The organism is Acidimicrobiales bacterium, from assembly GCA_035316325.1.
Classification (GTDB): domain Bacteria; phylum Actinomycetota; class Acidimicrobiia; order Acidimicrobiales; family VFJN01; genus DASXTK01.
This window is the reverse complement of the sequence record DATHJB010000203.1, coordinates 1-25,935: the sequence shown is the minus strand read 5'-3', so window position 1 is coordinate 25,935 and position 25,935 is coordinate 1. Positions and strand designations below refer to the sequence as shown.

Genomic DNA, 25,935 nt, shown 5'->3' with positions numbered 1-25,935 from the left:
CCCGACAACACTAGCTATCGCGGCGTGACCGGGCACCGCCGGCGCCAGCCCGACGCGATGGCCGGCCCGACAGGCCACCTGTAAGCTGACTTTTCGCATGGACCCTGAGCTCAACGAGCCTGATCTCCGGTCCTACCTGGGGGTTCTCAACAGGCGTAAATGGTGGGTCGTCGGCGTCGCGGCCGTGTTCTTCGCGATCGCCGCCGCCATCTCCTTCATATCGGAGCCCATGTACCGGGCGAAGACCACGGTGCAGACCCTGGGCCTCAACGATCCGGTGGCGGTCGCCACCGACCAAGAGCGCAGCGGCCCCGACGGCAACCGGATCGCCCAGGGCGAGCTGGCCTACCTCCGGGGCTCGACGCTGCGGTTCGCGGCGATCGACGCCGTGCCCGACAGCACGTCGCTCGACGCGGCGCTGATGGTGCAGATCCGGGCGAACCCGGTGCTGAACACCGACACCAACATGACGAGCAGCGTGGTCGAGCTCACGCTGGTGGGGCCGGATCCCGACGAGGCCCAGCAGCTGCTCAGCCTCTTCGCCTCGACCTACGTGGCCCAGCGCACCGAGGAGTCGACCACCCGGCTCATCGAGGTGAGCGAGGGCATCAACGCCGAGATCGAGAAGCTGCAGGGCGAGATCGACGAGCAGCAGGCGCAGCTCAACGAGGCGAACGATCGGATCCTCGACGCAGAGAACAACGGCGATTCCGCCGCCGCCGAGGCGAGGCGGCGCGACTACGAGGCGCTGAGCCAGCAGGTGCAGCCGACAATCTCCATCAAGGGTGGCCGGATCAGCCACCTCGAGAGCATCCTCAACGAGCTGTCCTTCGGCGTCGGGGTCACCGACGCCACGGGGGCGAGCGTGCTCTCGGACGCGCGCTCGACCGAGTCGCCGGTCAGCCCCGACATCCCGCTGAACCTGGCCATCGGCTTGGTCTTCGGGCTGTTCCTCGGCGTGGCGATGGCCTTCCTGCGGGACTACTTCGACGACTCGCTGAAGTCGAAGGAGGCGGTCGAGCGGGCCACCGGCGTGCCGGCGCTGGGCCTCATCCCGCGGTTCGACACCGCCGACTCCGAGCTGGTCACCGCCGCCTACCCGACCGCGGCCGCGGCCGAGGCGTTCCGCTCGCTGCGCACGTCGGTGAAGTTCCTCAGCGTCGATCGCGACGTGCGGGTGGTGCAGATCACCAGCCCGTCGCCGGGCGAGGGCAAGACGGTGGTCGCCGCCAACCTGGCGACGGTGTTCGCCCAGGCGGGCGACCGGGTGGTGCTGGTGAGCGGCGACCTGCGCCGGCCGCGGGCCGAGGAGCTGCTGGGCGTGTCGCTCACGCCGGGCCTCACCGGTGTGCTGATCGGCGACGTGTCGCTGCCGCAGGCGATCCGGCCGGTCGACGGCCTGGCCAACCTGTCGGTGCTCCCGGCCGGGTACCCGCCGCCGAACCCGTCGGAGCTGCTGAGCGGCGAGCGGGCCCGGCGCCTGATCGACGTGCTGGCGCAGACCTACGACCTGGTGATCATCGACTGCCCGCCGGTGCTGCCGGTGACCGACGCGCTGGTGCTGGCCCGCATGGCCGACACCACGCTGCTGGTCACGTCGGCCAACAAGACGTCACGCCGTGATCTCGACCGGGCCGTGGAGCTGCTCAACCAGGTGGGCGCCCCGCTCGTGGGGACGGTGCTCACGAGCCTGGCGAAGAACGCCACCTACGCCGGTGAGACGTACGGCTACGAGAGCGGCGGCGGGCCGCGCCAGGGCTACCAGTCGGGGATCTCCGGGTACGGCAACCTCGCCGACACGGGCCCGATGAACCGCACGACGTCGGAGCGGCCGGCGATCGGGCCGCCGGCCCCGCAACAGCAGCAGTCGGGCCCGCTGACGGGCGACGGCGACGGCTGGCAGCCCGACCTGCCGACCCGCAACTGACCCCCAAGACTTGAGCATAGGACTATCAACTTTCCTCAGTGGAGGGTAGATTGTTCGTATGGCACTCGATCCGAACCGTTGGACCCTGAAAGTCCAGGAAGCCTTCAGCGCGGCGGTCGAATCGGCGAAGCAGGCCTCCAACCCCGAGGTCACGCCCGACCACTTGCTGGCCGCCCTGCTCCGTCAGGGGGAGGGGGTGGTGCTGCCGATCCTGCAGCGGCTCGGCAAGGAGGTGCTCGCCCTCCGCAACGCCACCGACGAGGCACTGGCGCGCCTGCCCAAGGCCTACGGCAGCGACGCCCGCCTGTCCCGCGAGACCAGCCAGGTCTTCGACGAGGCCGACAAGGCCCGCGCCGAGCTGACCGACGAGTACCTGTCCACCGAGCACCTGCTGCTGGCCCTGGCCGACCGGCTGGGCGTGAGCCGAGACGACGTGCTCGCCGCGATGCAGACCGTCCGCGGCAGCCACCGCGTCACGTCGCAGAACCCGGAGGAGAGCTACCAGGCGCTGGAGCGCTACGGGCGCGACCTCACCGCGGTCGCCCGTGAGGGCAAGCTCGACCCGGTCATCGGGCGCGACGAGGAGATCCGCCGGGTCATTCAGGTGCTGTCCCGCCGCACCAAGAACAACCCGGTGCTCATCGGTGAGCCCGGCGTCGGCAAGACCGCCATCGTCGAGGGCCTGGCCCGCCGCATCGCCGAGGGCGACGTGCCCGAGGGCCTCAAGAACAAGCGGCTCATCGCGCTCGACCTGAGCTCGATGGTGGCGGGGGCCAAGTACCGGGGTGAGTTCGAGGAGCGGCTGAAGGCCGTCCTGAAGGAGATCACCGACGCCGAGGGCGAGGTGATCACCTTCATCGACGAGCTGCACACGGTCGTCGGCGCCGGTGCGGCCGAGGGCTCCATGGACGCCGGCAACATGCTCAAGCCGCTGCTGGCCCGGGGTCAGCTGCGCATGATCGGCGCCACCACGCTCGACGAGTACCGCAAGCACATCGAGAAGGACGCCGCGCTGGAGCGGCGCTTCCAGCCGGTGCACGTGGGTCAGCCGTCGGTGGAGGACACCATCGCCATCCTGCGCGGGCTCAAGGAGCGCTACGAGGTGCACCACGGCGTCCGCATCCAGGACGCGGCGCTGGTCGCGGCGGCGGTGCTGTCCGACCGCTACCTCACCGGTCGCTTCCTGCCCGACAAGGCCATCGACCTGGTCGACGAGGCCGCGTCCCGGCTGCGCATCGAGATCGACTCGGTGCCCACCGAGGTCGACGTCGTGGAGCGGCGCATCCGCCAGCTGGAGATCGAGCAGGTGGCGCTGGCCAAGGAGACCGACGCCGCGTCGAAGGAGCGGCTCGCGGCCCTGGAGGAGGAGCTGGCGAACCTGCAGGAGCAGCTCGACGCCATGCTCGCCCACTGGAACAACGAGAAGGAGGCGATCTCCCGCATCCGCGAGCTCAAGGAGCAGCTGGAGGCGGCGGGGGCCGACCTCGAGCGGGAGACCGACCTGGCCAAGGCGGCGGAGATCAAGCACGGCACCATCCCGGCTCTGGAGCACCAGCTCGAGGAGGCCTCCACGGCCCTGGCCGAGCTGCAGCGCGAGGGCCACGCCATGCTCAAGGAAGAGGTCGACGAGGAGGACATCGCCGACGTCGTCTCCCGCTGGACGGGCGTGCCGGTGAGCCGCCTCATGCAGGGCGAGGTGCAGAAGCTCGTCCGCATGGAGGACGAGCTGCACCGGCGGGTCATCGGTCAGGAGCAGGCCGTCCACGTGGTGGCCAACGCCATCCGCCGCTCCCGGGCGGGCCTGTCGGATCCGAACAAGCCGATCGGCTCGTTCCTGTTCCTGGGCCCCACCGGCGTCGGCAAGACCGAGCTGGCCCGGTCGCTGGCCGACTTCATGTTCGACGACGAGCGGGCCATCGTCCGCATCGACATGAGCGAGTACATGGAGAAGCACTCGGTCAGCCGGCTCATCGGGGCCCCTCCGGGCTACGTGGGCTACGACGAGGGCGGCCAGCTCACCGAGGCCGTCCGACGCCGTCCCTACTCGGTGGTGCTGCTCGACGAGATCGAGAAGGCGCACCCCGACGTGTTCAACGTGCTGCTGCAGCTGCTCGACGACGGGCGGCTCACCGACGGCCAGGGTCGCACGGTCGACTTCACCAACACCGTGCTGATCATGACGTCGAACCTGCCCGGCGACCCTCGGGACTTCTTCAAGCCCGAGTTCGTCAACCGGATCGACGAGATCGTCGAGTTCCGTCAGCTCACCCAGGACGACCTCAACGAGATCGTCGACATCCAGCTGCAGCACCTGCGTGACCGGCTGGCCCAGCGGCGCATCACGCTCGAGGTCACCGACGCGGCCAAGGTGGCGCTGGCGGCCAAGGGCTACGACCCGGCGTTCGGCGCCCGGCCGCTCAAGCGGGTCATCCAGCGCCACGTCGCCGACCCGCTGGCCATGTCCGTCCTCGAGGGCAAGGTCGCCGAGGGCAACGCGGTCACCGTCGACGTCACCGACGGCGAGATCGTCCTCCGCTAGGTCCTCACGGCTCGTTCCGCTCGGGCCGGTAGCGCCAGATCGTCAGCTGGTCGTCGGCCGGCCCGTGGCTGAACACCATGTCGTCCTCGCATACGACCACCGCCGACTTGGGGCCGTCGCCCTGGACCGGCTCCTCGAACCGTCGGCAGGACCGGCCGTCGACCACGACGGCCTTGCCCCGCCGGCCGTAGTGGACGTAGTAGTCGACGCCCGCGTCCGTCATCGCGTCGACGATCCGGTGGTCCGCGATGGCCCGGAGCAGGTCGACGTCACCCGTCAGGCCCTCGACGTGCAGCAGGCGGCGGTCGGCGAGGAAGCCGAAGATGCCCGCCCGGTCGCCCATCGCCAGCACCGTGTCCTCGGGCAGCTCCCGGCGCACGAACTCGGCTGCCGGCGGGCTGGCTGCGTAGTCGGGCGCCTCGGAGCGCAGGGTGACGAGGCAGGTCACCACCAGCAGGCCGACCACGAGTACCTGACAGGTCCGGCGGGCCAGGAGCTCCGAGTGGTCGGCGGCCGCGCGCAGGACGAGGAGCAGCGCGCCGAACGAGAACACGACCAGCTGGTAGTGGTACCAGGGCCAGACGCGGTACGAGGTGGCGAAGGTCAGCTGGATCAGCAGGATCGCCTCGCCGCCGACCAGCGCCAACGTGCAGGCGAGCAGACGTCGCCGGGCGTCGTCCACCGGCGGCCCCCGGGTCGTCGCCACCACCGCCCCGGCGACGAGGGCCAGGGCGACGGCGCCGAACCACAGGGGTCGACCGTCGAAGTCGCCGGCCTGGAGGAACTGCCGGACGGGTGCGGTGTTCACGAACGGCGCGCCCAGCAACTTGGCGGCGCCCGACACCGGCAGTGCCACGCCGAACACCACGACGTCGACGATCGCGTACAGCCCGAGCGCGAGCGCGGGAGGCGCCGCGACGAGACCGGTCCGCCTCAGCGCGACCGAGCGGTCGGGACGGTCGCGCCCCACGCAGACGAGACCCAGCGGCACTGCGGCGGCGATCGCGTCGAGCCGGGCCAGGCACACCGCCGCCAGCACCAGGCCCACCCGCAGGTCGCTGCCCGGCCGGGCGTCGGCGCTCACCACCAGCCGCACCGCCAGTAGGAGCAACGGGAGCAGCACGGCCGACTCCATGCCATCGAAGGCCAGGTGCCCGGTCAGCACCGCCAGCACGGCGTAGGCCGCCAGCGCGCCTGCGGCGCTGACCCAGCTGCCGACCAGCCGACCGATCTGCAGCGCCTGGTGCACCGCCGCCGTCCACAGCAGGCACTGCAGCACGCCGACCGCCAGGAGCAACTCACCGGGCCGGTCGAACAGCCACGCCAGCGGGATGAGCAGCAGCATCCACAGCGGGTGGTAGCCGTTGGTCTCGACCAGGCCGGTGAACGTCGAGCCGTGGCCGTGCGCCAGGTTCCGAGCCACCCCGAGGTAGTAGAAGGCGTCGTCCTCGAAGATCTGGTAGCGCCAGCGGGGCTCCGTCCGGAGCACCTTCACCAGGAAGGTGACCGGCGGGACCAGGGCCAGGAGCCCTCCCACCACCCATCGCTGCGCGTTGCCGTCCGCCCAGTCCCGCACCACCCCGCCGCCTCTGTCGCCTCTTCGGCACGACGCCGACACGACGAAGGCTAATGCGTGCTCCGCCGCCTACTCTGTCAGCCGTCGGGGACCGAGGCGGTCCGCATGAGCAGGTGGGGGATACCAATGCAGGACGACGTCAGCGCGCGCATCGCGCGCCTGGAAGCCGAGCTCGCGGAGCTCAAAGACGACTTGCACCAAGTGGGTGACCCGGGGGAACACACCGGGCCGCTGTCCCGGCGGGGACTGCTGCGGACGAGCGGGCTGGTCGCTGCCGGCGCAGCGGGCGCCCTGGTCGGCCCTGGCGCCCGGCCGGCGGGTGCCGATCCGGCCAACTCCGTGACCATCTCCCCGGCGATCCCCGGTCTGGTCGCCACCAACGCCCAGGCCGCCTTTGCCGAGCTGCAGGCCAACAAGGCGCCGGCCGCAGCCTTCGACATCCGCATGGCCAACGCGTCGACAGGAGTGACCGACAACACGACGGCCATCAACAACGCGCTGAGCCTCGTGGCCGGCTCGGGCGGCGGAACGGTCCTCATCCCCTCCGGGGTCTTCGAGTTCGCCGGCACGATCGTCGTCCCCGACCACGTGGATCTCTGGGGCTGCGGCGGCACCAACCAGGTCAGCGGCACGTCCGGCTCGGTGTTGAAGGCGCTCGACGGGGGCCAGCTGATCTTCCGCGGTGGAGGCAACCAGAGCGGCAACTTCATCGTCGACGGGAGTGAGCAGACCGACAGCCCAGCCGACGGCCTGGTCCGGATCGAAGTGACGATCGAGCGCGTCTTCACCGCAATGCGGGTGGGGCACAGCACCACCGACGGGTTGGTACTCGAGGGTGCGCAGAACTGCTCGTTCGTCCAGCTCTACGTGGGCCACTGCCTCGGCGACGGCCTGGTGATGGACGATGACTCGTGGTCGCACCTGTTCCTCCGCTGTGAGTTCACCGGCTGTGCCGGCAACGACGTGAGGATCAAGGAGACCGTCCATGACGTGAGGGACAACCTGTTCCTCCAGTGCATCCTCGAACGGGGCCACTGGGGGACGGGCGACTTCGACGGGCCCAGCAACACGGCTCTCCTTGTCGAGGGCGGGTCCACCAACAAGTTCGATAACTGCATCTTCGCGGTGCGGACGCCCAACACGACGACGTCCGGCTACGTGGTCATCGTCGAGGGGGGCGACGCCGAGTTCGACAGCTGCAACTTCACCACCGACATCGCAGGTGCCGGGTGCCTGTCCAACCAGGGCGCCGGCGTGCTCTTCTCCGGGCGCAACCACTTCATCGCCGAGCACAACGACGTCTCGCCGGGGCCTCGGCCCGCGATCCAGTGGAACAACCCGGGCTTCGGCAACGTCGCCGGCCGGATCGACTTCGGTACCTGCCCTGGGCCCCGGTGGGGTGGCTCCGGGTCGTACCAGCAGTTGTCGTTCGAGACCGACCGGCCTCATCTCCTGCTTCTCGAGAGCGACGCCACGTTTGCGTTGCGGACCGCGCTCCGCTCAGAAGAAGGCAACGGCTACCGGGTCCAGCTCGAGCGCGACGGTCAGATCAGCGTCAGCGACGGGACGTCGTTCACCCCGAAGGCGTTGTGGAAGTTGCTCGGGGGCGGGTGGCACACGCCGCAGAAGGTGCGCATCGACGGTGGGCTGAACCTCCACGAGATGGGGGCGACGCCGGCGAACCCGTCGGCGGGGGACGAAGCGGTCGTCTATGTCAAGGGCGACAAGTTGGTCGTGGCGTTCAATGACGCCGGCACCATGCGCTACCGGTCCATGCCGCTCATTGGCACGAGCGTCACCTGGACCCACACGACGACCGCACCCTGAGGGAACGTGGTGTGAGGCTGCGGAGGGTGGGGGGTTAGGCTCGGGTAAGTGCCGGCGACGATCATGGTCGGAACCCAATGGGGTGACGAGGGCAAGGGCAGGTTCACCGACCTCCTGGCCAAGGAGAGCCACATGGTCGTCCGCTACCAGGGCGGCCACAACGCGGGCCACACCCTGGTCGTCGACGGTGAGAGCTACGCCCTCCAGCTGATGCCCAGCGGGGTGCTGTACGACCACATCGTGCCGGTGATCGGCAACGGCGTGGTGATCGACCCGGTGGTGCTGTTCGACGAGATGGACATGCTCACCCGCCGCGGCATCGACTGCTCCCGCCTCCGGGTGAGCTCGAACGCCCACCTGATCCTGCCCTACCACCAGCTCCTCGACCGGGTCACCGAGCGGCACCTGGGCAAGAACAAGCTGGGCACCACGCGCCGCGGCATCGGTCCCACCTACGCCGACAAGGCCGCCCGCGTCGGCCTGCGGGTGCAGGACCTCTACGACGCCAAGATCTTCCGCCAGAAGCTCGACCTGGTGCTGCGGGAGAAGGGCCAGCTGCTGGCCAAGGTCTACAACCAGCTCCCCCCGAGCGCCGACGAGATCGCGGAGAAGTACCTGGGTGAGATCGCGCCCCGGTTGAAGGAGTACGTGGCCGACACGGTCAACCTGGTGCACGACGGGCTCGAGGCCGGCCAGCACATCCTGTTCGAGGGGGCGCAGGCCACCTTCCTCGACCTCGACCACGGCACCTATCCCTACGTCACCTCGTCGAACCCGGTGGCGGGCGGCGTCTGCACCGGCGCCGGGGTCGGCCCCCGGTACATCGACCGGGTGGTCGGCGTCGCCAAGGCCTACGTCACCCGGGTGGGGGCGGGGCCGTTCCCGACGGAGCTGTTCGACGAGGCCGGCGACGTGCTGGTCGACCGGGGCCACGAGTTCGGCACCAACACCGGCCGGCGGCGGCGTCCCGGCTGGTTCGACGCGGTGATGCTGCGCCACGCGGTGCGGCTCAACTCGCTGTCGGAGCTGGCCATCACCAAGCTCGACGTGCTCGACACCTTCGACACCGTGAAGGTGTGCGTGGCCTACGAGGCCGACGGGCGGCGCTACGAGCGCTTCCCCGACGACCAGTCGCTGCTGCACGCGGTGACCCCGGTGTACGAGGAGCTGCCCGGCTGGTCGACCGACCTGTCCGGGTCCACCGAGCTGCACCAGCTGCCGGCCGCGGCCCAGAAGTACCTCGACTTCCTCGAGGAGCAGGTGCAGGTGCCGGTGTCGCTGGTCGGCGTGGGGCCGGGCCGCGACCAGTTCGTCCACCGGACCTCTTGAGCAACCAGAACCCGAAGAACCGGAACAACCCGAAGAAGAGCGGAGAGACATGCGCGTCTGCGTGATCGGATCGGGCGGGCGAGAGCATGCGTTGGCCCACGTGCTGGGCCGCAGCGCCGAGGTCGTCGTCACCCCGGGGAACCCGGGCATCCCGGGGTCGGTCGACGTGCCGCCCCGCGAGGTGCAGGCCGACCTGTTCGTGGTGGGGCCCGAGGCGCCGCTGGTCGAGGGCCTGGCCGACGCCCTGCGCGGCGACGGGCGCCTGGTGTTCGGCCCCGGCGGGGCGGGCGCGCAGCTGGAGGGCTCGAAGGCCTGGATGAAGGACCTGCTCCGGTCGGCCGGCGTGCCCACCGCCCGCTACGGCGCCTTCACCGAGGAGGAGCCGGCGATCGAGTTCCTGCGCAGCCTGCCCGGCCCGTGGGTGGTGAAGACCGACGGGCTCGCCGCCGGCAAGGGCGTGCTGGTGGCCGAGTCGTTCGACGCCGCGGCCGCCGACGTGCGGGCCAAGCTCTCGGGGACGTCGGGGTTCGGCGCCGCTGGCCGCCGGGTGGTGATCGAGGAGGGCCTGAGCGGGCCGGAGCTGTCGCTGCTCGCCATCTGTGACGGCACCCGCGCCGTCCCGCTCGCCCCGGCGCAGGACTTCAAGCGCCTCGGCGACGGCGACGAAGGCCCCAACACCGGCGGCATGGGCGCCTACTCGCCGGTGCCGTTCGCCGGGAAGGACGTGGTCGGCGAGGTGATGGACCGCTTCGTCGAGCCGAGCCTGGCCGAGCTGCGGCGCCGCGGCATCGACTACCGGGGCGTGCTCTACGCCGGCCTGATGCTCACGCCCGAGGGCCCGAAGCTGCTGGAGTACAACGTCCGCTTCGGCGATCCCGAGGCGCAGGTGGTACTGCCCCGCATCGAGTCCGACCTGGTCGACCTGCTGGGCGAGGCCGCCGCGGGGCACATCCGCGGCGAGCCGACGTTCGTCGACGAGGCCGCGGTCACCGTGGTGATGGCGTCGCCGGGCTACCCCGAGAGCCCTCGGACCGGCGACGTGATCCGGGGCATCGCCGAGGCCGAGGCGACCGGCGCCACCGTGTTCTGCGCCGGCGTGGCGTCCGACGAGGAGGGCCGGCTGGTCACTGCGGGTGGCCGGGTGCTGAACGTGACCGGATTCGGAGAAAACCTGCCCGAAGCCCGGAACCGTGCCTACGACGCGGTCAACATGGTCGACTGGCCGGGCGAGCAGCACCGTTCCGACATCGCACACAACCCGTCCAACCACCCCGCCACCGCCCCAAGAGGCCTCGGCAGCTGACGCTGCGAGACCGATACACCTAGAGGAGGGTTGAGTCAGTGACGACCAGGAAGATCGCCGTGCTCATGGGCTCGGCGAGCGACAAGGACAAGATGGCACCGGCCGCCGACACGCTGGCCCGCTTCGGCATCGACGCCGACGTGCGGGTCATGTCGGCCCACCGCAGCCCCGCCCTGGTGGCGGAGCTGGCCTCGACCGCCCGCGAGCAGGGCTACTCGGGCTTCATCTGTGGCGCCGGGATGGCCGCCCACCTGGCCGGAGTGGTCGCCGCGCACACGACCCTCCCCGTCATCGGCGTGCCGCTGTCGGGCGGGGCGCTCAACGGTGTCGACGCGCTGTACGCCACCGTGCAGATGCCGAAGGGCATCCCCGTGGCCACCGTCGCGATCGACGGCGCCATGAACGCGGCGCTGCTGGCGGTGCAGATCCTCGCCGTCGACGACGAGGTCCTCGCCAAGCAGCTGGCCGACCATCGCGCAGAAATGGTGCCACCTCAGTGAGACTGGGGCGGTGAAGCCGGCACTGCGAGCCGAGCCGACAGGCGAGGCCCCGGCCCAAGCGGCCACGGGAGCGGGGAGCACAGGCGCGCAGCCCGAGCGGCCCGGCGCCGTAGGCGCGGAGAGCGGGAAGCTCGCGCATGGTTCGACCTCTCGGCCGCGAAGCGCCGAGGACTCGCAGACGTGACCAGTCCGCGCGCCTTACCGGATGTCTTGGCGGCTCGGTACGCGAGCACGCCGATGGTCGAGCTGTGGTCGCCCGAGCGCAAGGTGGTGCTGGAGCGGCAGCTGTGGATCGCGGTGATGGCCGCGCAGCGTGAGCTCGGCGTCGACATCCCCGCCGCGGTGATCGACGACTACCGGGCGGTCGTCGAGAAGGTCGACCTGGCGTCGATCGACGCCCGCGAGCGGGTGACCCGTCACGACGTGAAGGCCCGGCTCGAGGAGTTCTCGTCGCTCGCGGGCCACGAGTACGCCCACGCCGGGATGACGTCGCGCGACCTCACCGAGAACGTCGAGCAGCTGCAGGTCCGCCGGGCGCTGGAGCTGGTGCGCGACCGGATGGTCACCACGCTGGCCCGGCTGGCCGAGCTGGCGGCCGAGCACTCGGCACAGGTGATGGCCGGTCGCAGCCACAACGTCGCCGCCCAGGCGACCACCCTCGGCAAGCGCTTCGCCAACGCCGGCGAGGAGCTGCTGCAGTCCTACGCCCGGGTCGACGAGCTGCTGGCCCGCTACCCGCTGCGGGGCATCAAGGGCCCGGTCGGCACCCAGCAGGACCAGGTCGACCTCCTCGGCGACCCCGCCAAGGTCGAGCAGCTCGAAGAAGCGGTGCAGCGGCACCTCGGCTTCGGCCGGCGGCTCACCAACGTGGGCCAGGTGTATCCCCGGTCGCTCGACTTCGACGTGGTCGCCGCGCTGGTCCAGGCCGTCGCCGGGCCGTCGTCGCTCGCCACCACCATCCGCCTGATGGCCGGCCACGAGCTGGTCACCGAGGGCTTCGCACCCGGCCAGGTCGGCAGCTCCGCCATGCCGCACAAGATGAACACCCGCTCCTGCGAGCGGGTCAACGGCCTGGCCGTGGTGCTCCGGGGGCACCTGTCGATGGTGTCCGAGCTGGCCGGCGACCAGTGGAACGAGGGCGACGTGTCCTGCTCGGTGGTCCGTCGGGTGGCGCTGCCCGGGGCGTTCCTGGCGACCGACGGCCTGTTCGAGACGTTCCTGTCGGTGCTCGCCGGCTTCGGCGCCTACCCCGCGGTGATCGAGCGGGAGCTGGCCCGCTACCTGCCGTTCCTCGCCACCACCAAGGTGCTGGTGGCGGCGCTGCGCCAAGGGGTCGGCCGCGAGCAGGCACACGAGGCGATCAAGGAGCACGCCGTCGCCGCGGCCCTGGCGCTGCGCGAGGGTGCGGCCGACAACGACCTGGTCGACCGGCTCGCCGGCGACCCCCGGCTGGGCCTCGACCGCGGTGCCCTGGCGGCGCTGCTGTCCGACCGGGCGGGCTTCGTGGGTGCCGCCCCGCAGCAGGTGGAGGCCTTCTGCGCCCAGGTGGCCGGGCTCGTCGCCCGCCATCCCGACGCGGCCGCCTACCGGCCCGAGCCCGTCCTCTGACCCGAACCCGACTCCGACACCGAACGACTCCTACCGACTTCCAACGACGCACGTCGAGAGGATCCCAATGTCCCAGTTCCCGCTCCCGCACCTGCAGTCCGGCAAGGTGCGCGACATCTTCGGCGTCGACGACGACCGACTGTTGATGGTGACCAGCGACCGCCTGTCGGCGTTCGACGTGGTGATGGACGAGCCGATCCCGCAGAAGGGCCGTGTGCTCACGGCGATGTCGGCGTTCTGGTTCGGCGAGACGGCCGACGTCGTGAAGGGTCACCTGCTGTCCGCCGAGGTGGACGACCTGCCGGCCGAGGTGCGGGCGGTCGCCGACCGCGAGGACCTGCACGGTCGCGTCATGCTCACCCGCAACGCCGTGATGCTGCCGATCGAGTGCATCGTGCGCGGCTACCTGTCGGGCTCGGCCTGGCGGGAGTACCGGGCCTCCGGCACGATGCACGGCACGCGGCTGCCCGAGGGGCTGGAGGAGTCCGAGCAGCTGCCCGAGCCGGTGTTCACCCCGTCGACCAAGGCCGTCGAGGGCCACGACGTGAACATCTCGTTCCCCGAGGCGGTCAACGTTCTCGAAGCGGAGCTGCCCGGCCGTGGCGCCGAACTGGCGGCGCAGGTGCGCGACGTCAGCGTCGAGCTGTACCGGCGGGGCGCGGCCTGGGCGCGGGAGCGCGGCATCATCATCGCCGACACCAAGTTCGAGCTGGGCCTGGTCGACGGCGACCTCGTGCTGTGCGACGAGGTGCTGACGCCCGACTCGTCGCGCTTCTGGCCGGTCGACGGCTACGCGCCGGGTGGAACCCCGCCGTCGTTCGACAAGCAGCCGGTGCGCGACTTCCTCGACCGGCTCAGCTGGGACAAGAAGCCCCCGGCTCCGCCGTTGCCCGACGACGTGGTGCAGGCGACCAGCGCACGCTACGTCGAGGCGTACGAGCGGGTCATCGGCCGGTCGTTCGCCGGTTGGCCCGGCGCGACCGCCACCGGCGCGTAGCCCGTGCCAACCACCCCGCCGCCGCCCCCATCGGTCTCGGCGTCCGCCGAGGCAATTACTCTTCGGAGCATGGATTTCTCGGTCATGGTCGAAACCCGTCCCCGTGCCGGCGTCGCCGATCCGGAGGGCGCGACCATCGAACGGTCGCTGCCGGCGCTCGGCTTCAGCGGCGTGTCGGGCGTGCGGGTCGGCAAGGTGTTCCGCTTCACGGTCGAGGCCACCGACGCCGACGCCGCCCGGGCGGAGGTCGACGACATGTGCCAGCGCTTCCTCACCAACCCCGTCATCGAGGACGTCGAGTTCTCGGTGCAGGCGCTCGACGGCGCGGCGGTGCCCGGATGACCGCGACGATCGGCGTCGTCGTCTTCCCGGGCTCCAACTGCGAGCTCGACGTGGTCGAGGCGGCCCGCCACCTCGGCGGCGAGGGTCGCCTGCTGTGGCACGGCGACGCGTCGCTCGGCGACGTCGACGCGGTCGTCCTGCCGGGCGGCTTCGCCCACGGCGACTACCTGCGTCCCGGGGCGATCGCCCGGTTCTCGCCGGTGATGCAGGCGGTGGGCGAGTTCGCCGCCGCCGGTGGTCCCGTCGTGGGGATCTGCAACGGGTTCCAGGTTCTCTGTGAAGCGGGCCTGCTTCCGGGGGCCTTGCGGAAGAATCAGGGCCTCAAATTCCTCTGTACTACCGCCTCGCTGCGGGTCGAAGCCGGTGCGACTCCGCTCACATCGAGCGTCGATTCAGGCACAGTCCTGAGCATCCCCATCAACCATTTCGAGGGGAATTACACCTGCTCACCGGAGACGCTGGCCGAACTGCAGGGTGACGACCGCGTGATCTTCCGGTATGTGGACAATCCCAACGGGTCGATCGACGACATTGCCGGAATCTGCTCGGCCGCTCGCAACGTGGTGGGCCTGATGCCGCACCCGGAGCGGGCCTCACATCCGCTGTTGGGTTCCACCGACGGAGTGCCGTTGCTGCGGTCCCTGCTGGCGACCGCGACCGCCGGTCAGGCCGTTCCGGCAGCTCCCTAGGCGCCGCGGCTGATCCCGGCCTTGGTGAGCACGGGGCTGGGAACGCCCAGCTCACGCCATGCCGAGTAGGAGATGCCCTTCCGGGTGCTATATGGCGCGGCGGCGGCGATGAATTCCTTCTCGAGCGAGTCGAGATCGACCTTGGCGTCGCTGGTCTCCAGCGCCGCCTGCAGATCGAGCCGTTCCTGGATGAGGTGCAATCGCTTCAACGGGTCGGCGGTGAGGAGCGCGTTCTCGACGGCAGCGAGTCGCTTCTTCATCGAGTCAGGCGTGCGCTTGCGCCCGCGGCGGGGGCGATGCGCTTCCAGCGCCTCCAGATAGCGTCGAACAGCCCGGCCCTGGTCGCGACCTTCGGCAAGTGCGGCTTTGTGCTCATCACTCATCGGGGTGCGCTTGTGTGCTGAATCAGGCATGACACTTAGCATATTTCGATTTTGCAACCGTCGCGTATTTCGCTCCGAAAACTCTGCGCCAGGGCTCCCATGACCTACCCTGAGGCAGGTGACCACGCCTGAGACGAAGTCCGAGGTGATCCACCGGGCACTCGGATTGACCGACGACGAAGCCGCCGCCATCGAACGTCTCCTGGGCCGGGCGCCCAACCACCTCGAGCTGGCCATGTACGCCGTGATGTGGTCGGAGCACTGCTCCTACAAGTCGAGCCGGTTGCACCTGCGGCGCCTCCCGACCGAGGGTCGCGACGTGCTCGTCGGCCCCGGTGAGAACGCCGGAGTGGTGGATGTCGGCGACGGGATCGCGGTCGCATTTCGGATCGAGAGCCACAACCATCCGTCCGCCATCGAGCCCTATCAGGGCGCGGCCACGGGCATCGGCGGCATCCTGCGCGACGTCTTCACCATGGGGGCGCGGCCCATCGCATTGATGGACCCGCTGCGGTTCGGGCCGCTCGACGACGCCCGCAGCCGCTGGATCGCCGAGGGCGTCGTGTCGGGCATCAGCGGCTACGGCAACTCGGTGGGCGTGCCGACGATCGGCGGCGAGGTCGTCTTCGACGAGACCTACCAGGACAACCCGCTCGTCAACGTGTTCTGCCTCGGGGTGCTCCCGCAGGAGCGGCTGGTGCTGGGCCAGGCGTCGGGCGTGGGCAACCTGGCGGTGCTGTTCGGGTCGACCACGGGGCGTGACGGCATCGGTGGCGTGTCGGTGCTGGCGTCGGCCGGCTTCTCCGACGACGAGGCCGACGCCGCCAAGCGCCCCAGCGTGCAGGTGGGCGATCCGTTCGAGGAGAAGCGGCTCATCGAGGCGTGCCTCGAGCTGCTCGACGCCGGCTACGTGGTCGGCATCCAGGACCTGGGCGGTGCCGGCATCACCTGTGCCACCAGCGAGACCGCCAGCCGGGGCGGCGTCGGCATGGACGTGTACCTCTCCGAGGTGCCCCGCCGTGAAGAGGGCATGGAGCCCTTCGAGGTGATGACCAGCGAGAGCCAGGAGCGGATGCTGGCGATCGTCGAGCCGCGCCACCTCGACGCCTTCCTCGCCGTGTGCGAGCGGTGGGAGGTCACGGCGGCCGTCATCGGCACCGTCGCTTCGGGCGGCGCGCTGCGGATCCTCGACCGGGTCGACGGCGAGGTGCTGGCCGACGTGCCGGCCGCCACCCTGCACGAGGACGCCCCGCTGCTCGACCGTCCCCGCCGGGAGCCGGCGGACCGGGCCGAGTCGCTGGCCGACGTGGCCGACGCGGCGCTGGGTGCGCCGGTGGACGCGGCAGCCGAGCTGCTCGACCTCGTGTACGACACCTCCTGGATCTGGTCGCAGTACGACCACCAGCTGTTCCTCAACACCGTCGCCGGGCCGGGGGCCGACGCCGCGGTGCTGCGGCTGAAGCACCCCACCACCGGGGTCGACACCGGCCGGGGCCTGGCCGTCACCACCGACGGGAACCACCGCTGGTGCGCGCTCGACCCGCGGCAGGGCTCGGCGCTCGTCGTCGCCGAGGCGGTCGCCAACCTGGCCTGTGTCGGGGCCCGCCCGCTGGGGCTCGTGAACTGCCTCAACTTCGGCAACCCCGAGCACCCCGAGGTGATGTGGCAGCTGTCGGAGGCGATCGACGGCATGGCCGAGGCGTGCCGGGAGCTGGCGCTGCCGGTCGTCGGCGGCAACGTGAGCCTCTACAACGAGAGCCGGGGCCGCGACATCGACCCCACGCCGATCGTCGCCGCGGTGGGCCTGATCGAGAGCCTCGACGTCGCTCCGCCGGGTGCGTCGCTGGCGGAGGGCGGCACGCTGATGCTGGTGGGCGGAGGCGAGCCGGCGCTGTCGGGCTCGGCCTGGGCCTGGGCCCGGGGCCATCGTCGGGGCGCGCCGCCGGCGCTCGACCTGGTGGCCCATCGGGTGCTGTGCGAGGTGGTCCGCGGCCTGGTCGCCGACGGGCTGCTGCTCGGCGTGCGCGACGGGGCCGACGGCGTGGGTGCGGCGCTGGCCGAGATGGCGATCGCGTCGGGCGTCGGCGTCGAGGTCCAGCCGCCGGACGGTGCCGACCACCGCTGGCTGTTCGGCGAGTCGCCCAGCCGCTTCGTGCTGTGCGTCGACGCGGCCGATGCCGGTGCGGTCGAGGCCCGGTGCTCGGCGGCAGGCGTCCCCGTCACCGTGCTCGGCAAGGCCGGGGGCAGCCACATCGCCATCGGCCGCCTGGTCGACGTGCCGCTGGCGGAGGCGGTCCGCTCGTGGCGCCGCCGCCTCCCCGACCTCCTGGGCCAGGGCACCACCCAAGGCTGACGGCTCTCTGTACGCCGAGTGGTTACCCCTCGCGGACGATCTCGACCTCGACGTCGTCGAGCTCCGGGTGCAGCTCGTGGACCACTTTCCACATGATCTTGTCGAGCACCAGGAAGCGGGCCAGCCACAGCACCCCGAAGGCGCTCAGGTTGGCGGCGAGGATGGCGAACGTGGTGCCCCACCGGTCCTCGGCGTAGTTGACGAACAGCAGCGACAGCAGGAACGCCAGGAAGGCCATGGTCCAGAACGGCACGACCTCGCCCCAGAGCCGGTTCTTGCCCTGCTGGTTCCAGGTCCAGTAGCGGTTGACCAGGTAGTTCGGCACCGACGAGACGGTCACCGAGATCAGGTGCGACGTCATGTCGCCCAGGCCGATCACCGCGTTGGTGAGGATCAGCACCACGGCGTAGAAGACCACACCGGTGCCCGAGGCCACCGAGTAGCGCAACAGCTTCTGCAACGTGGGCGGCAGTGGGTCGATGATGCGGTCGACCCGGTCGAGCACGGCGCTGACGACGTTCCCCATCGGGCTGTGGAGCGTAGTGGTGCGTGCCCGGCGCTGCTGGGACGCTGGAACGAACACCGGTAGTTCGCCGCGGAGCGCGCGCAGCGAGGCAGAATGGGGCCCGTGGCTGACGACGGCTCCCTGAGAGGCCGAGCGGAGAGGATGCTCCGGCAGCCCACGCGTGGAGATTTGGCGGCCGGTCACCTGCTCAGCAGCGAGGCCTCCCGGCAGCGCAGCACATCGGGCCGAGACGAGGCGGACCTGTCCGCGGACGTTCTCAAGGAAGCCTGCGGCGTCTTCGCCGTGTACGGCCCGGGGCAACCCGTGGCGCAACTCACCTACCTGGGGCTCTTCGCCCTCCAACACCGTGGCCAAGAGGCTGCGGGCATGGCGGTCAGCGACCGCGACACCATCACCGTGGTGAAGGACCAGGGCCTCGTGGCCAGCGTGTTCGACGAGCGGACCCTGGCTGGCCTGTCCGGCGACCTGGCCATCGGCCACACCCGCTACTCCACCACCGGCTCGAGCACCTGGCGCAACGCCCAGCCCTCGTACCGGCCGGTCGGCGACGACGAGTTCGCCCTCGGCCACAACGGCAACCTCGTGAACACCGCGGCCCTGGCCGAGGCGGCGGGGATGCTGCCCGGCACCGTCACGTCCGACAGCGACCTGATCGCCGAGCTGGTCGCCCACGAGCTGGCCCGGGTCGCCGGGTCGCCGTCGTCGAACGGCAACGGTCACAGCCCGCGGGCGTTGGAGCAGGCGCTGGTGTCCGTGCTCCCCCGGTTGGAGGGTGCGTTCTCGCTGGTGCTGATGGACCAGGACAGCATCGTCGGGGTGCGTGACCCGCAGGGGTTCCGGCCGTTGGCGCTGGGACGGCTGGACGACGGCTGGGTCCTGGCCTCCGAGACGCCGGCGCTCGACATCGTGGGCGCCAAGTTCGACCGGGAGCTCGACCCGGGTGAGATGGTCGTGATCGACGCCGAGGGCCCGCGGTCGTTCCATCCGTTCGCGCCCGAGCGGGTCGACCCGAAGCTGTGCCTGTTCGAGTTCGTGTACTTCGCCCGGCCCGACAGCCGGCTCTACGACCGCAGCGTCCACCAGGCCCGCGTCGCCATGGGGGAGCAGCTCGCCGAACAGGCCCCGGCGGTCGCCGACATGGTGATCGGCGTGCCCGAGTCGGGCGTCCCGGCGGCCGAGGGCTTCGCCCGGCACAGCGGCATCATGCAGGGGCAGGGCCTGGTGAAGAACCGCTACATCGGCCGTAGCTTCATCGCCCCCAGCCAGGAGAAGCGGGCACAGGCGGTGCGGATGAAGCTCAACCCGCTGCGCGAGAACATCGACGGCAAGCGGCTGGTGGTGGTCGACGACTCGATCGTGCGGGGCACCACCCAGCGCCAGCTCACCAGGATGCTGCGCGAGGCCGGGGCCCGGGAGGTCCACCTGCGCATCACGTCGCCTCCGGTCGCCTGGTCGTGCTTCTACGGCATCGACACCGGCGACCGCAACGAGCTGCTGGCCAACAACAAGTCGGTCGAGGAGATCCAGGAGTACCTCGACGTCGACTCGCTGGCCTACCTCGACCTCCCCCGGCTGGTCGCCGCCACGGGTTCCCCGGGCACCGACTTCTGCGACGCCTGCTTCACCGGCCACTACCCGGTCGCGGTCCCCGTCGAGCTGACCAAACACGTGCTGGAAGGTGCCAGTTACTAGTGGGTGAGAGTTACAAGGCCGCGGGAGTCGACATCGAAGCGGGGGAGCAGGCGGTCGATCGGATCAAGGCCGCGGTGCGATCGACGTACCGGCCCGAGGTGCTGGGCGACATCGGGGGGTTCGGCGGGCTGTTCGCCGTGCCGACCGACCGCTACCGGCAGCCGGTGCTGGTCGCCGCCACCGACGGGGTCGGCACCAAGGTGATGGTGGCCGAGATGGTCGGCCGCTACGACACCATCGGCATCGACCTGGTGGCGATGTGCGTCGACGACCTGGTGTGCCAGGGCGCCGAGCCGCTGTTCTTCCTCGACTACGTGTCGGCCGGCAAGCTCGACCCCGACCAGGTGGAGCAGGTGGTCGCCGGGGTCGCCGAGGGTTGCCGGCAGGCCGGCTGCGCCCTCATCGGCGGCGAGATGGCCGAGCACCCGGGTGCCATGGCTCCCGGGCAGATCGACGTCGCCGGCTTCGCGGTGGGCGTGGTCGAGCGGGACCGGATCATCGGCGGGTCGACGGCCCGGGCCGATGATGTGCTGGTGGGGCTGCCGTCGCCGGGCCTGCGCTCCAACGGCTACTCGCTGGCGCGGCGGGTGCTGTTCGACGTCGCCGGCCTCGACGTGCACGACGAGCTGTTCGCCGGCCACACCGTCGGCGACGAGCTGCTGCGCCCGTCGGTGATCTACGCGCCCGCGGTCCGCGCTCTGCTGGGTGATGTCGACGTGCGGGCGATCGCCCACGTCACCGGCGGCGGGCTGGTGGGCAACGTCCCCCGGGTGCTGCCGGAGGGCCTCGACGCGGTGGTCGACCGTTCCATGTGGGAGGTGCCCCGGGTGTTCACGGAGATCCAGCGGCTCGGCGGCATCGCCGACGACGAGATGGCGAAGGTCTTCAACCTCGGCATCGGGATGGTGGTCGCCGTCCCACCGTCGGACCTGGCCCGCACGCTGGCGCTGCTGGAGGATGCCGGGCAGTCGGCTCGGGAGATCGGTCGCCTGGTCGGCGCCGACGGCGGTGGTCGTCAGGTCCGGTTCTCATGAGCGCGGAACTCGTCGAGCACCTGCTGAAGCACGCCGTGCGAACCGGCGACTTCGTCCTCAAGTCGGGGCGCCGCAGCACCTGGTTCATCGACGCCAAGCAGACCACCTGTCGCCCCGACGGCATGCTGCTGGTCGCCGACGCCCTGCTGGCGGCGCTGCCCGACGACGTCACCGCCATCGGCGGGCTGACCATGGGGGCCGACGCCGTGGCGTTCGGCACCGCCGCGGTCGCCGCCACCCGGGGTCGGGAGCTGCGCAGCTTCAGCGTGCGCAAGGATGTGAAGGACCACGGCGGCGGCGGTCGCCTGGCCGGGGCCCTGGAACCCGGCGACAAGGTGGCGATCACCGAAGACGCCGTCACCCGCGGTGTGTCGATGCTCGAGGCTGTCGAGGTGGTGCGGGAGGCCGGTGGCGAGCCGGTGCTGCTGATCCCGGTGGTCGACCGGGGCGGGATGTGCGCCCGCCTGGCCGCCGAGGCCGGCATCGCCTACCACGCCCTGGTCGGTGCCCCCCGGCTCGGTTTCCCCTACGACGAGCCCGGAGGCTCCGGGGGTTGACAACCGCCGCTCCGTGACGCAGGGTCGTGCGACGACAGCGCGGGGTGAGCGGAATGTGGGATCTGATGGTGGGTGTGGTGCTCGCAGCGATGGCGACCGTGACGTTGGTCGGGCTCCGCGCCTGCCTCGTGCGACGCCTGACGTCCTCGGCCACCCGGCGGATCGATCGACTGCAGTCGCAGATGACCGGCTGGGAGCTCGGCAACGGCGTCCGGATGCGTGAGCTGCGGCAGCGGATGACCGACGTCGAGGACACCGTCGTCCGGGCTCAGGACGAGGCCCGGGAGGCGGCGGCGACGCTGGCGAAGATCAGCCGGGATCTGATGGAGCGGATCGAGGCGGTCGAGCCGCAGGGCGAGCTGGAGGTGCTGGTGGCCGAGGGTCGCATCCCCGCCGAGCACCTCCCGGTGGCTACCCCTCCACGGTCGCGGGCGCGAGCGCGGGCGGCAGCGGGGCGGCATGGACCACCACCAGCTCCTGGACCGCTCGGGTGAGGGCGACGTAGAGCAGGCGCAGGTTCCGAGCGGTGTCGGCGGAGGTGCCGATCGCCGCCGGCTCGACCACCACAACGGCGTCGAACTCCAGGCCCTTCGCCTCTTCGGGAGCCACGACCGTGCCCGGCAGGTCCTTCGGAAGCCCGGCCCGCACCCGGTCCGGCGCCACGACGCCGACCGTCGTCCACTGCCCGGCGAGCTCCCGCACCAGCCGCTCCACCTCGGGGGCCAGGTCGTCGGCACCGGCGACCGTCACCTGGCGGGGAGCCCGGCCCTCCGCCCGCACCGACGCTGTGGGCACGACGTCGGGGGCCGCCTCCGGCAGCAGCCGGTTGGCGTAGTCCATCACCGGCGCCGGCACGCGGTAGCCGAGGTCGAGGTCGACCCGCTGCGTCGTCGCCGGAGAGCCGAGGTGGCCGACCACCACGTCCCACGAGTCCTGCGCCGCGGCTGCGGTGGCCTGCGCCAGGTCGCCGAGCACGGTCATCGAGCGGGTGGGGCAGCGGCGGGCGAGTGTCCGGAGGCCCATGGCGGACAGGTCCTGGGCCTCGTCGACCACCACGTGGCCGTAGGCGGGCGGCGGTCCGGCGACCAGCCACTGTGCCTCGTCGAGGAGCGCCAGGTCGGCCTCGGTCCACGGCTCGTCGTCGGCCTTCCGGGTGGCTCGGCGGAGGATCGTCGCCTGCTCGTCGGCGTCGAGGAGCCCGGTGGCCGCGGTCCGCAGCGCGCTCGGGCTGCTCAGCAGCCGCCGCACCACTGCGCCGGCGCCGAGCATGGGCCACAGCCGGTCGAGTGCCCGCAGCCAGTCGCGGTCGTTGCGCAGGCGCGACTCCAGGGCGACGGTGGTGGCGAGCTCCTCGCCCCGCCGTTCGGCCAGCTCCTGGCGCACCAGCCGCAGCAGCTGGGTGCGCAGCGCGGCCCGGCCCACGTTGTGGGCGACGTCGCGGGCGGCGATCTCCTTCACCGCCGCGTCGACCACGTCGACGTCGAGTCGCACGGTGCCCCAGCCGGTCTGCACGTCGAGCGGCTCGACGAGGGGCCGTCGGGTGCCCGTGGTCGCTCTCGCCAGCACCCGCCCCATGCGGGCGTCGCCCTTGATGCGGGCGGCCGTGTCGTCGTCGGCGGCCCGGACCCGGTAGGCGGTGCCGGCCAGCAGGCGGTCGAGGGTGGTCTGGCGCACCGCCGTCTCGCCGAGCGACGGCAGCACCTGGGCGATGTAGCGCAGGAACAGCGGGTTGGGCCCGATCACCAGCACGCCCTCCTGGTCGAGCTTCCGGCGGTGCTCGTAGAGGAGGAACGCCGCCCGGTGCAGGCCGACGGCGGTCTTGCCAGTGCCGGGACCGCCCTGCACCACCAGGCACGATTCGAGCGGGGCGCGGATCACCCGGTCCTGCTCGGCGGCGATGGTGGCGACGATGTCGCGCATCTCGCCGGTGCGCGACCGCTCCAGCTCGGCCAGCAGCGGGTCGGGGATGCCGCCGTGGTGGGCGGCGTCGACGGAGTCGGGGTCGTCGAAGTCCTCGTCGAACAGGTCGTCCACCCGGCGGTCGGTCATCATGAACCGGCGGCGCAGGCGCAGGCCCAGCGGGTCGGCGGCCGTGGCCCGGTAGAAGGGGACCGACACGTCGGCCCGCCAGTCGACCACCACCGGATCGCCCCGGGCGTCCTCCACGTGGCGGCGCCCGACGTACCAGCGGGGGGCGTCGTCCTGCCCGCCCTCCTCGTCGAGGCGGCCGAAGGCGAGGCCGGGCACGTCGGTGTCGAGGCTGCTCAGGCGGCGGTTCAGGTGCCACTGGGCGGCCGCCGAGTCGACCGCCTGGGCGGCGGAGTCCTCCAGTTCGGCGACGCGGGCGGTGCGCTCCCGCATCGCCTCGAGACATCGGTAGGCCTCGTCGACGTAGGCCTGCTCGTGGGGAACGTCGGGATGGGGCAACTGAATACCTCCGCGCGTACTCACGCTCGCGTGCCACTCAACCTGGATGCGGTCGGGAAGGAATCCGAGCCGGCCGAGCGTCGTGGACCGAACGGGATGTGCTCCTCTACGCCCTCGGTGTAGGAGCAGGGGCGGAGGACCCTACTGGGCCCGAGCTGGCCTACACCACGGAGAATTCGGACGGGATCACCCTGGCGGTGCTCCCGACGTTCGCCGTGCTGCCGGGCGGCTCCGACACGTCCCGCTTCGCCTCGATGCCCGGCCGCTTCAGCCGCCCCGTCTTCCCCGGCGAACGCCTCACGATCAAGATGTGGCACACGTCGGATTCGACGGCCACCTTCCAAACCGAGAAGCCCTCCGGCGCCCCCGTCCTGACCAACGGCCACTTCACCCTGGCGCCGTAGCCCTCACTGACGACGGAGGGCGCCGACGGTCTCCGCCATCGCGGCGTACAACGACGGGAAGAACCCTTCATCACCGGCGACAACCCGCTTCGCCGTGGCGTTGGCCGGGTGGATCACGACATCGCCCGGCTGCCCGTGGAGGGCGAGGTCGGTGCCGTACTCGTCGGTGGCGATGACCCAGTCGAGCCGGAGTTGCTGCCGCACGTGCTCGCCGTAGGCGATGCCGAGGGCGTTGACCACTGTGTCGACGTCCGGGTCGCTGGGCTCGCCAGTCGACCGCCACCGTCGCAGCGTCTCGTCGAGGCGCTCCAGCGACGGCACCGGCTCGGTGTCGCCGGTGAATCGTTGAGCCAGCTCGACGGCAACCGCCAGCTGCGCTCCGATCCACTCCCGTTCGCCATCGCTGAGCCCGTCGATCTCGACCTCGGGAGCGCTCGCGCCCCGACCCTTGTGCCGCCACCCCATGCCGGGACGGTACCGCCCCGCGGCGATCAGGAGAGAGCGGGTGACGAGGATCGAACTCGCATTAGCAGCTTGGGAACCCTCGCATCACTCCTGCGCCCAGCGCTCGACCTGCTCCTCGATCCGTTCGTAGGGACCGTCGACGGCCCGCGAGGTGTCTCACCATGTGGCCCGCCCGTGGCCCGCGTCGTGAGGTCACGGCAAGATGGGAACCACACGGGTAGGTAGAGCAGATAGGTGGCCGTTCAGGCAACCTCGTGGACCTCAGTTACGTCCTCATCGCCGACGAAGTCGATGTCGATGATGTGCTCTCGCCGGAATGTGATCGTGTCCCCGTAGTCCAGGCGGGGGAAGCCGATGGGCTGGTTGGCGAGGGTTCCCACCATCTTCTGGCGACCGACCTTCTCTACCTTCACCCACATGCGCTCGCCCCACTCGTCGGGCCAGCCGACGGTGAAGCAGATCTTCACCCAGTCGCCGGCGAGGACGTAGTCCTTCTCCTCCTCGCTGGGAATCGAGAACGAGTCCGGGTAGCGCTGGTTCATCTTCACCCCAGACGTTTTGTGGGTGCGGTAGATCACCCGCCCGGTGAGTGCCCACTCGATGCGCCCTCCAAGGCCTTCGAAGATTGCGGCCTCCAACTGTTGCGCCACCCAGTAGGGGCGCTCCCACCGGGGAACGGCGTAGATCTCCCCGAGCAGCTCCTGTCGCCTGGGGTCCTCTCGGTGGAAGGCGAGGACGATGATCCGGAGTGCCGCTCCGGGGGCGAACCCGAAGACGAGGATCGACAACAGCAGCGTCCTCCAACTCACGACGGCCTCCAGGAGAGCACTCATGCCGGCGCCCCGGGGAGGAACGAAGCGAAGCGGGCGTCGTCACGTAGCTCGACGAGGAGGGCGGAGATGGCGGCGCGCCCATCCGGGGTCAACTCGTAGTAGCGCCGGGCCGGACGTTTGCGGCTTGTCTCGTCGGCCTCCTCCCAGCCGTCGTCCAACCAGCCTTCGTTGAGCATCCGATGGAGGATCGGGTAGAGCACGCCCGAGCGGACGCCGGCTCGCTTGCCGAGCTCGTAGCCCCAGTGACGCCCCATAGGATCGTCCATGAGGGCTTGGAGCACCTGCACGAGGGCGTGGGTCTTTCGCATAGGTCGTATCCTATCTAGGTAGAGAACGACCTACAACCATCGGCACTGGGCGCGCCGTCAGGTCATTCGGGGTATGCCCACGCTTCCCAACGACGCCCACCGTCGTGTCGTTCCCAGTGCACCCGCTCCCCGGGGTCGTGCTGCGGCTCGTTGTGCGCCTCTACCCGCCGGCTCGTCCCCGTCGCCGAGAGCGTCACCGGAGCTTCACGTCCGGAGCGGACGGGAGCTTGGCCAACAGCCGAATCGTCTCGTCATTGTCGAACTCCGCGCCGGGGGTGACGGCACGATCAGCGAGCCATCGCCGGAACTGCTTCGA

23 protein-coding genes are annotated in these 25,935 nt (G+C 70.9%); 16 read left to right on the top strand and 7 right to left on the bottom strand.

The window, feature by feature from the left end; all coding sequences use genetic code 11:
* The first annotated feature begins 97 nt into the window (after nucleotides 1-97).
* Nucleotides 98-1,927: a polysaccharide biosynthesis tyrosine autokinase gene (locus VK611_26510; GenBank protein HMG44915.1), complete on the top strand. Its 1,830-nt coding sequence runs from the start codon at nucleotides 98-100 to the stop codon at nucleotides 1,925-1,927.
* Between the two features lie 58 nt (nucleotides 1,928-1,985).
* Nucleotides 1,986-4,466, top strand: a complete 2,481-nt coding sequence (locus VK611_26505; GenBank protein HMG44914.1) for an AAA family ATPase — start codon at nucleotides 1,986-1,988, stop codon at nucleotides 4,464-4,466.
* A gap of 4 nt (nucleotides 4,467-4,470) precedes the next feature.
* Here VK611_26505 and VK611_26500 read toward each other — a convergent pair whose 3' ends face one another.
* Complete coding sequence (locus VK611_26500) at nucleotides 4,471-6,042, bottom strand: hypothetical protein (GenBank protein ID HMG44913.1); 1,572 nt, start codon at nucleotides 6,040-6,042, stop codon at nucleotides 4,471-4,473.
* Between the two features lie 201 nt (nucleotides 6,043-6,243).
* Between VK611_26500 and VK611_26495 the strand changes: the two genes are divergently transcribed.
* From VK611_26495 to purQ, 8 genes are all read left to right on the top strand, one after another.
* Nucleotides 6,244-7,869, top strand: a complete 1,626-nt coding sequence (locus VK611_26495; GenBank protein HMG44912.1) for a hypothetical protein — start codon at nucleotides 6,244-6,246, stop codon at nucleotides 7,867-7,869.
* A gap of 48 nt (nucleotides 7,870-7,917) precedes the next feature.
* Nucleotides 7,918-9,198 carry an adenylosuccinate synthase gene (locus VK611_26490; GenBank protein ID HMG44911.1) on the top strand — a complete coding sequence of 427 codons (1,281 nt, stop codon included), beginning with the start codon at nucleotides 7,918-7,920 and terminating at the stop codon, nucleotides 9,196-9,198.
* A 49-nt stretch (nucleotides 9,199-9,247) separates the two neighbouring features.
* Nucleotides 9,248-10,501 (top strand): phosphoribosylamine--glycine ligase, encoded by a 1,254-nt coding sequence (gene purD, locus VK611_26485; GenBank protein HMG44910.1) that lies wholly within the window; start codon nucleotides 9,248-9,250, stop codon nucleotides 10,499-10,501.
* Between the two features lie 38 nt (nucleotides 10,502-10,539).
* A complete protein-coding gene (gene purE, locus VK611_26480; protein ID HMG44909.1) occupies nucleotides 10,540-11,001 on the top strand; it encodes a 5-(carboxyamino)imidazole ribonucleotide mutase in 462 nt (153 codons plus the stop codon).
* A 180-nt stretch (nucleotides 11,002-11,181) separates the two neighbouring features.
* Nucleotides 11,182-12,609, top strand: a complete 1,428-nt coding sequence (purB, locus tag VK611_26475) for an adenylosuccinate lyase (GenBank protein HMG44908.1) — start codon at nucleotides 11,182-11,184, stop codon at nucleotides 12,607-12,609.
* A 67-nt stretch (nucleotides 12,610-12,676) separates the two neighbouring features.
* Nucleotides 12,677-13,606, top strand: coding sequence for a phosphoribosylaminoimidazolesuccinocarboxamide synthase (locus tag VK611_26470; protein ID HMG44907.1), 930 nt, complete (start codon nucleotides 12,677-12,679; stop codon nucleotides 13,604-13,606).
* A gap of 69 nt (nucleotides 13,607-13,675) precedes the next feature.
* Entirely contained in the window at nucleotides 13,676-13,948 is a 273-nt protein-coding gene (gene purS / locus VK611_26465; protein HMG44906.1) for a phosphoribosylformylglycinamidine synthase subunit PurS, read from the top strand.
* Nucleotides 13,945-14,637 (top strand): phosphoribosylformylglycinamidine synthase subunit PurQ, encoded by a 693-nt coding sequence (purQ, locus tag VK611_26460; protein ID HMG44905.1) that lies wholly within the window; start codon nucleotides 13,945-13,947, stop codon nucleotides 14,635-14,637. The genes purS and purQ overlap by 4 nt, the downstream gene beginning before the upstream one ends.
* Here purQ and VK611_26455 read toward each other — a convergent pair.
* Nucleotides 14,634-15,050 (bottom strand): hypothetical protein, encoded by a 417-nt coding sequence (locus VK611_26455; protein HMG44904.1) that lies wholly within the window; start codon nucleotides 15,048-15,050, stop codon nucleotides 14,634-14,636. The two genes, purQ and VK611_26455, sit on opposite strands and share 4 nt — an antisense overlap.
* Before the next feature lie 88 nt (nucleotides 15,051-15,138).
* Here VK611_26455 and purL point away from each other — a divergent pair, with 88 nt between their 5' ends.
* Nucleotides 15,139-17,373, top strand: a complete 2,235-nt coding sequence (gene purL, locus VK611_26450) for a phosphoribosylformylglycinamidine synthase subunit PurL (GenBank protein HMG44903.1) — start codon at nucleotides 15,139-15,141, stop codon at nucleotides 17,371-17,373.
* A gap of 22 nt (nucleotides 17,374-17,395) precedes the next feature.
* Here purL and VK611_26445 read toward each other — a convergent pair whose 3' ends face one another.
* Nucleotides 17,396-17,899 carry a GtrA family protein gene (locus VK611_26445; protein HMG44902.1) on the bottom strand — a complete coding sequence of 168 codons (504 nt, stop codon included), beginning with the start codon at nucleotides 17,897-17,899 and terminating at the stop codon, nucleotides 17,396-17,398.
* 240 nt (nucleotides 17,900-18,139) lie between these two features.
* Here VK611_26445 and purF point away from each other — a divergent pair, with 240 nt between their 5' ends.
* From purF to VK611_26425, 4 genes are read left to right on the top strand one after another with little or no spacing between them, the layout of a single operon-like run.
* Nucleotides 18,140-19,591, top strand: coding sequence for an amidophosphoribosyltransferase (purF, locus tag VK611_26440; GenBank protein ID HMG44901.1), 1,452 nt, complete (start codon nucleotides 18,140-18,142; stop codon nucleotides 19,589-19,591).
* Nucleotides 19,591-20,625 (top strand): phosphoribosylformylglycinamidine cyclo-ligase, encoded by a 1,035-nt coding sequence (gene purM / locus VK611_26435; GenBank protein HMG44900.1) that lies wholly within the window; start codon nucleotides 19,591-19,593, stop codon nucleotides 20,623-20,625. Before purF ends, purM begins: the two co-directional genes overlap by 1 nt.
* A complete protein-coding gene (gene pyrE / locus VK611_26430; GenBank protein HMG44899.1) occupies nucleotides 20,622-21,182 on the top strand; it encodes an orotate phosphoribosyltransferase in 561 nt (186 codons plus the stop codon). The genes purM and pyrE overlap by 4 nt, the downstream gene beginning before the upstream one ends.
* Before the next feature lie 44 nt (nucleotides 21,183-21,226).
* Entirely contained in the window at nucleotides 21,227-21,676 is a 450-nt protein-coding gene (locus VK611_26425; GenBank protein ID HMG44898.1) for a hypothetical protein, read from the top strand.
* Here VK611_26425 and VK611_26420 read toward each other — a convergent pair.
* The gene (locus tag VK611_26420) at nucleotides 21,594-23,609 is read right to left on the bottom strand and encodes an ATP-binding domain-containing protein (GenBank protein HMG44897.1); all 2,016 of its coding nucleotides are present in this window, start codon (nucleotides 23,607-23,609) and stop codon (nucleotides 21,594-21,596) included. The genes VK611_26425 and VK611_26420 overlap by 83 nt on opposite strands.
* A gap of 98 nt (nucleotides 23,610-23,707) precedes the next feature.
* On the opposite strand from VK611_26420, the gene VK611_26415 reads away from it, so the two are divergent.
* Entirely contained in the window at nucleotides 23,708-24,013 is a 306-nt protein-coding gene (locus VK611_26415) for a hypothetical protein (GenBank protein HMG44896.1), read from the top strand.
* Nucleotides 24,014-24,016: 3 nt separating this feature from the next.
* Here VK611_26415 and VK611_26410 read toward each other — a convergent pair whose 3' ends face one another.
* From VK611_26410 to VK611_26400, 3 genes are all read right to left on the bottom strand, one after another.
* Nucleotides 24,017-24,478 carry a DUF3806 domain-containing protein gene (locus VK611_26410; protein ID HMG44895.1) on the bottom strand — a complete coding sequence of 154 codons (462 nt, stop codon included), beginning with the start codon at nucleotides 24,476-24,478 and terminating at the stop codon, nucleotides 24,017-24,019.
* Nucleotides 24,479-24,720: 242 nt separating this feature from the next.
* Nucleotides 24,721-25,311, bottom strand: coding sequence for a DUF2314 domain-containing protein (locus tag VK611_26405; GenBank protein ID HMG44894.1), 591 nt, complete (start codon nucleotides 25,309-25,311; stop codon nucleotides 24,721-24,723).
* Nucleotides 25,308-25,619, bottom strand: coding sequence for a helix-turn-helix transcriptional regulator (locus tag VK611_26400; GenBank protein ID HMG44893.1), 312 nt, complete (start codon nucleotides 25,617-25,619; stop codon nucleotides 25,308-25,310). The genes VK611_26405 and VK611_26400 overlap by 4 nt, the downstream gene beginning before the upstream one ends.
* Between the last annotated feature and the right edge of the window lie 316 nt (nucleotides 25,620-25,935).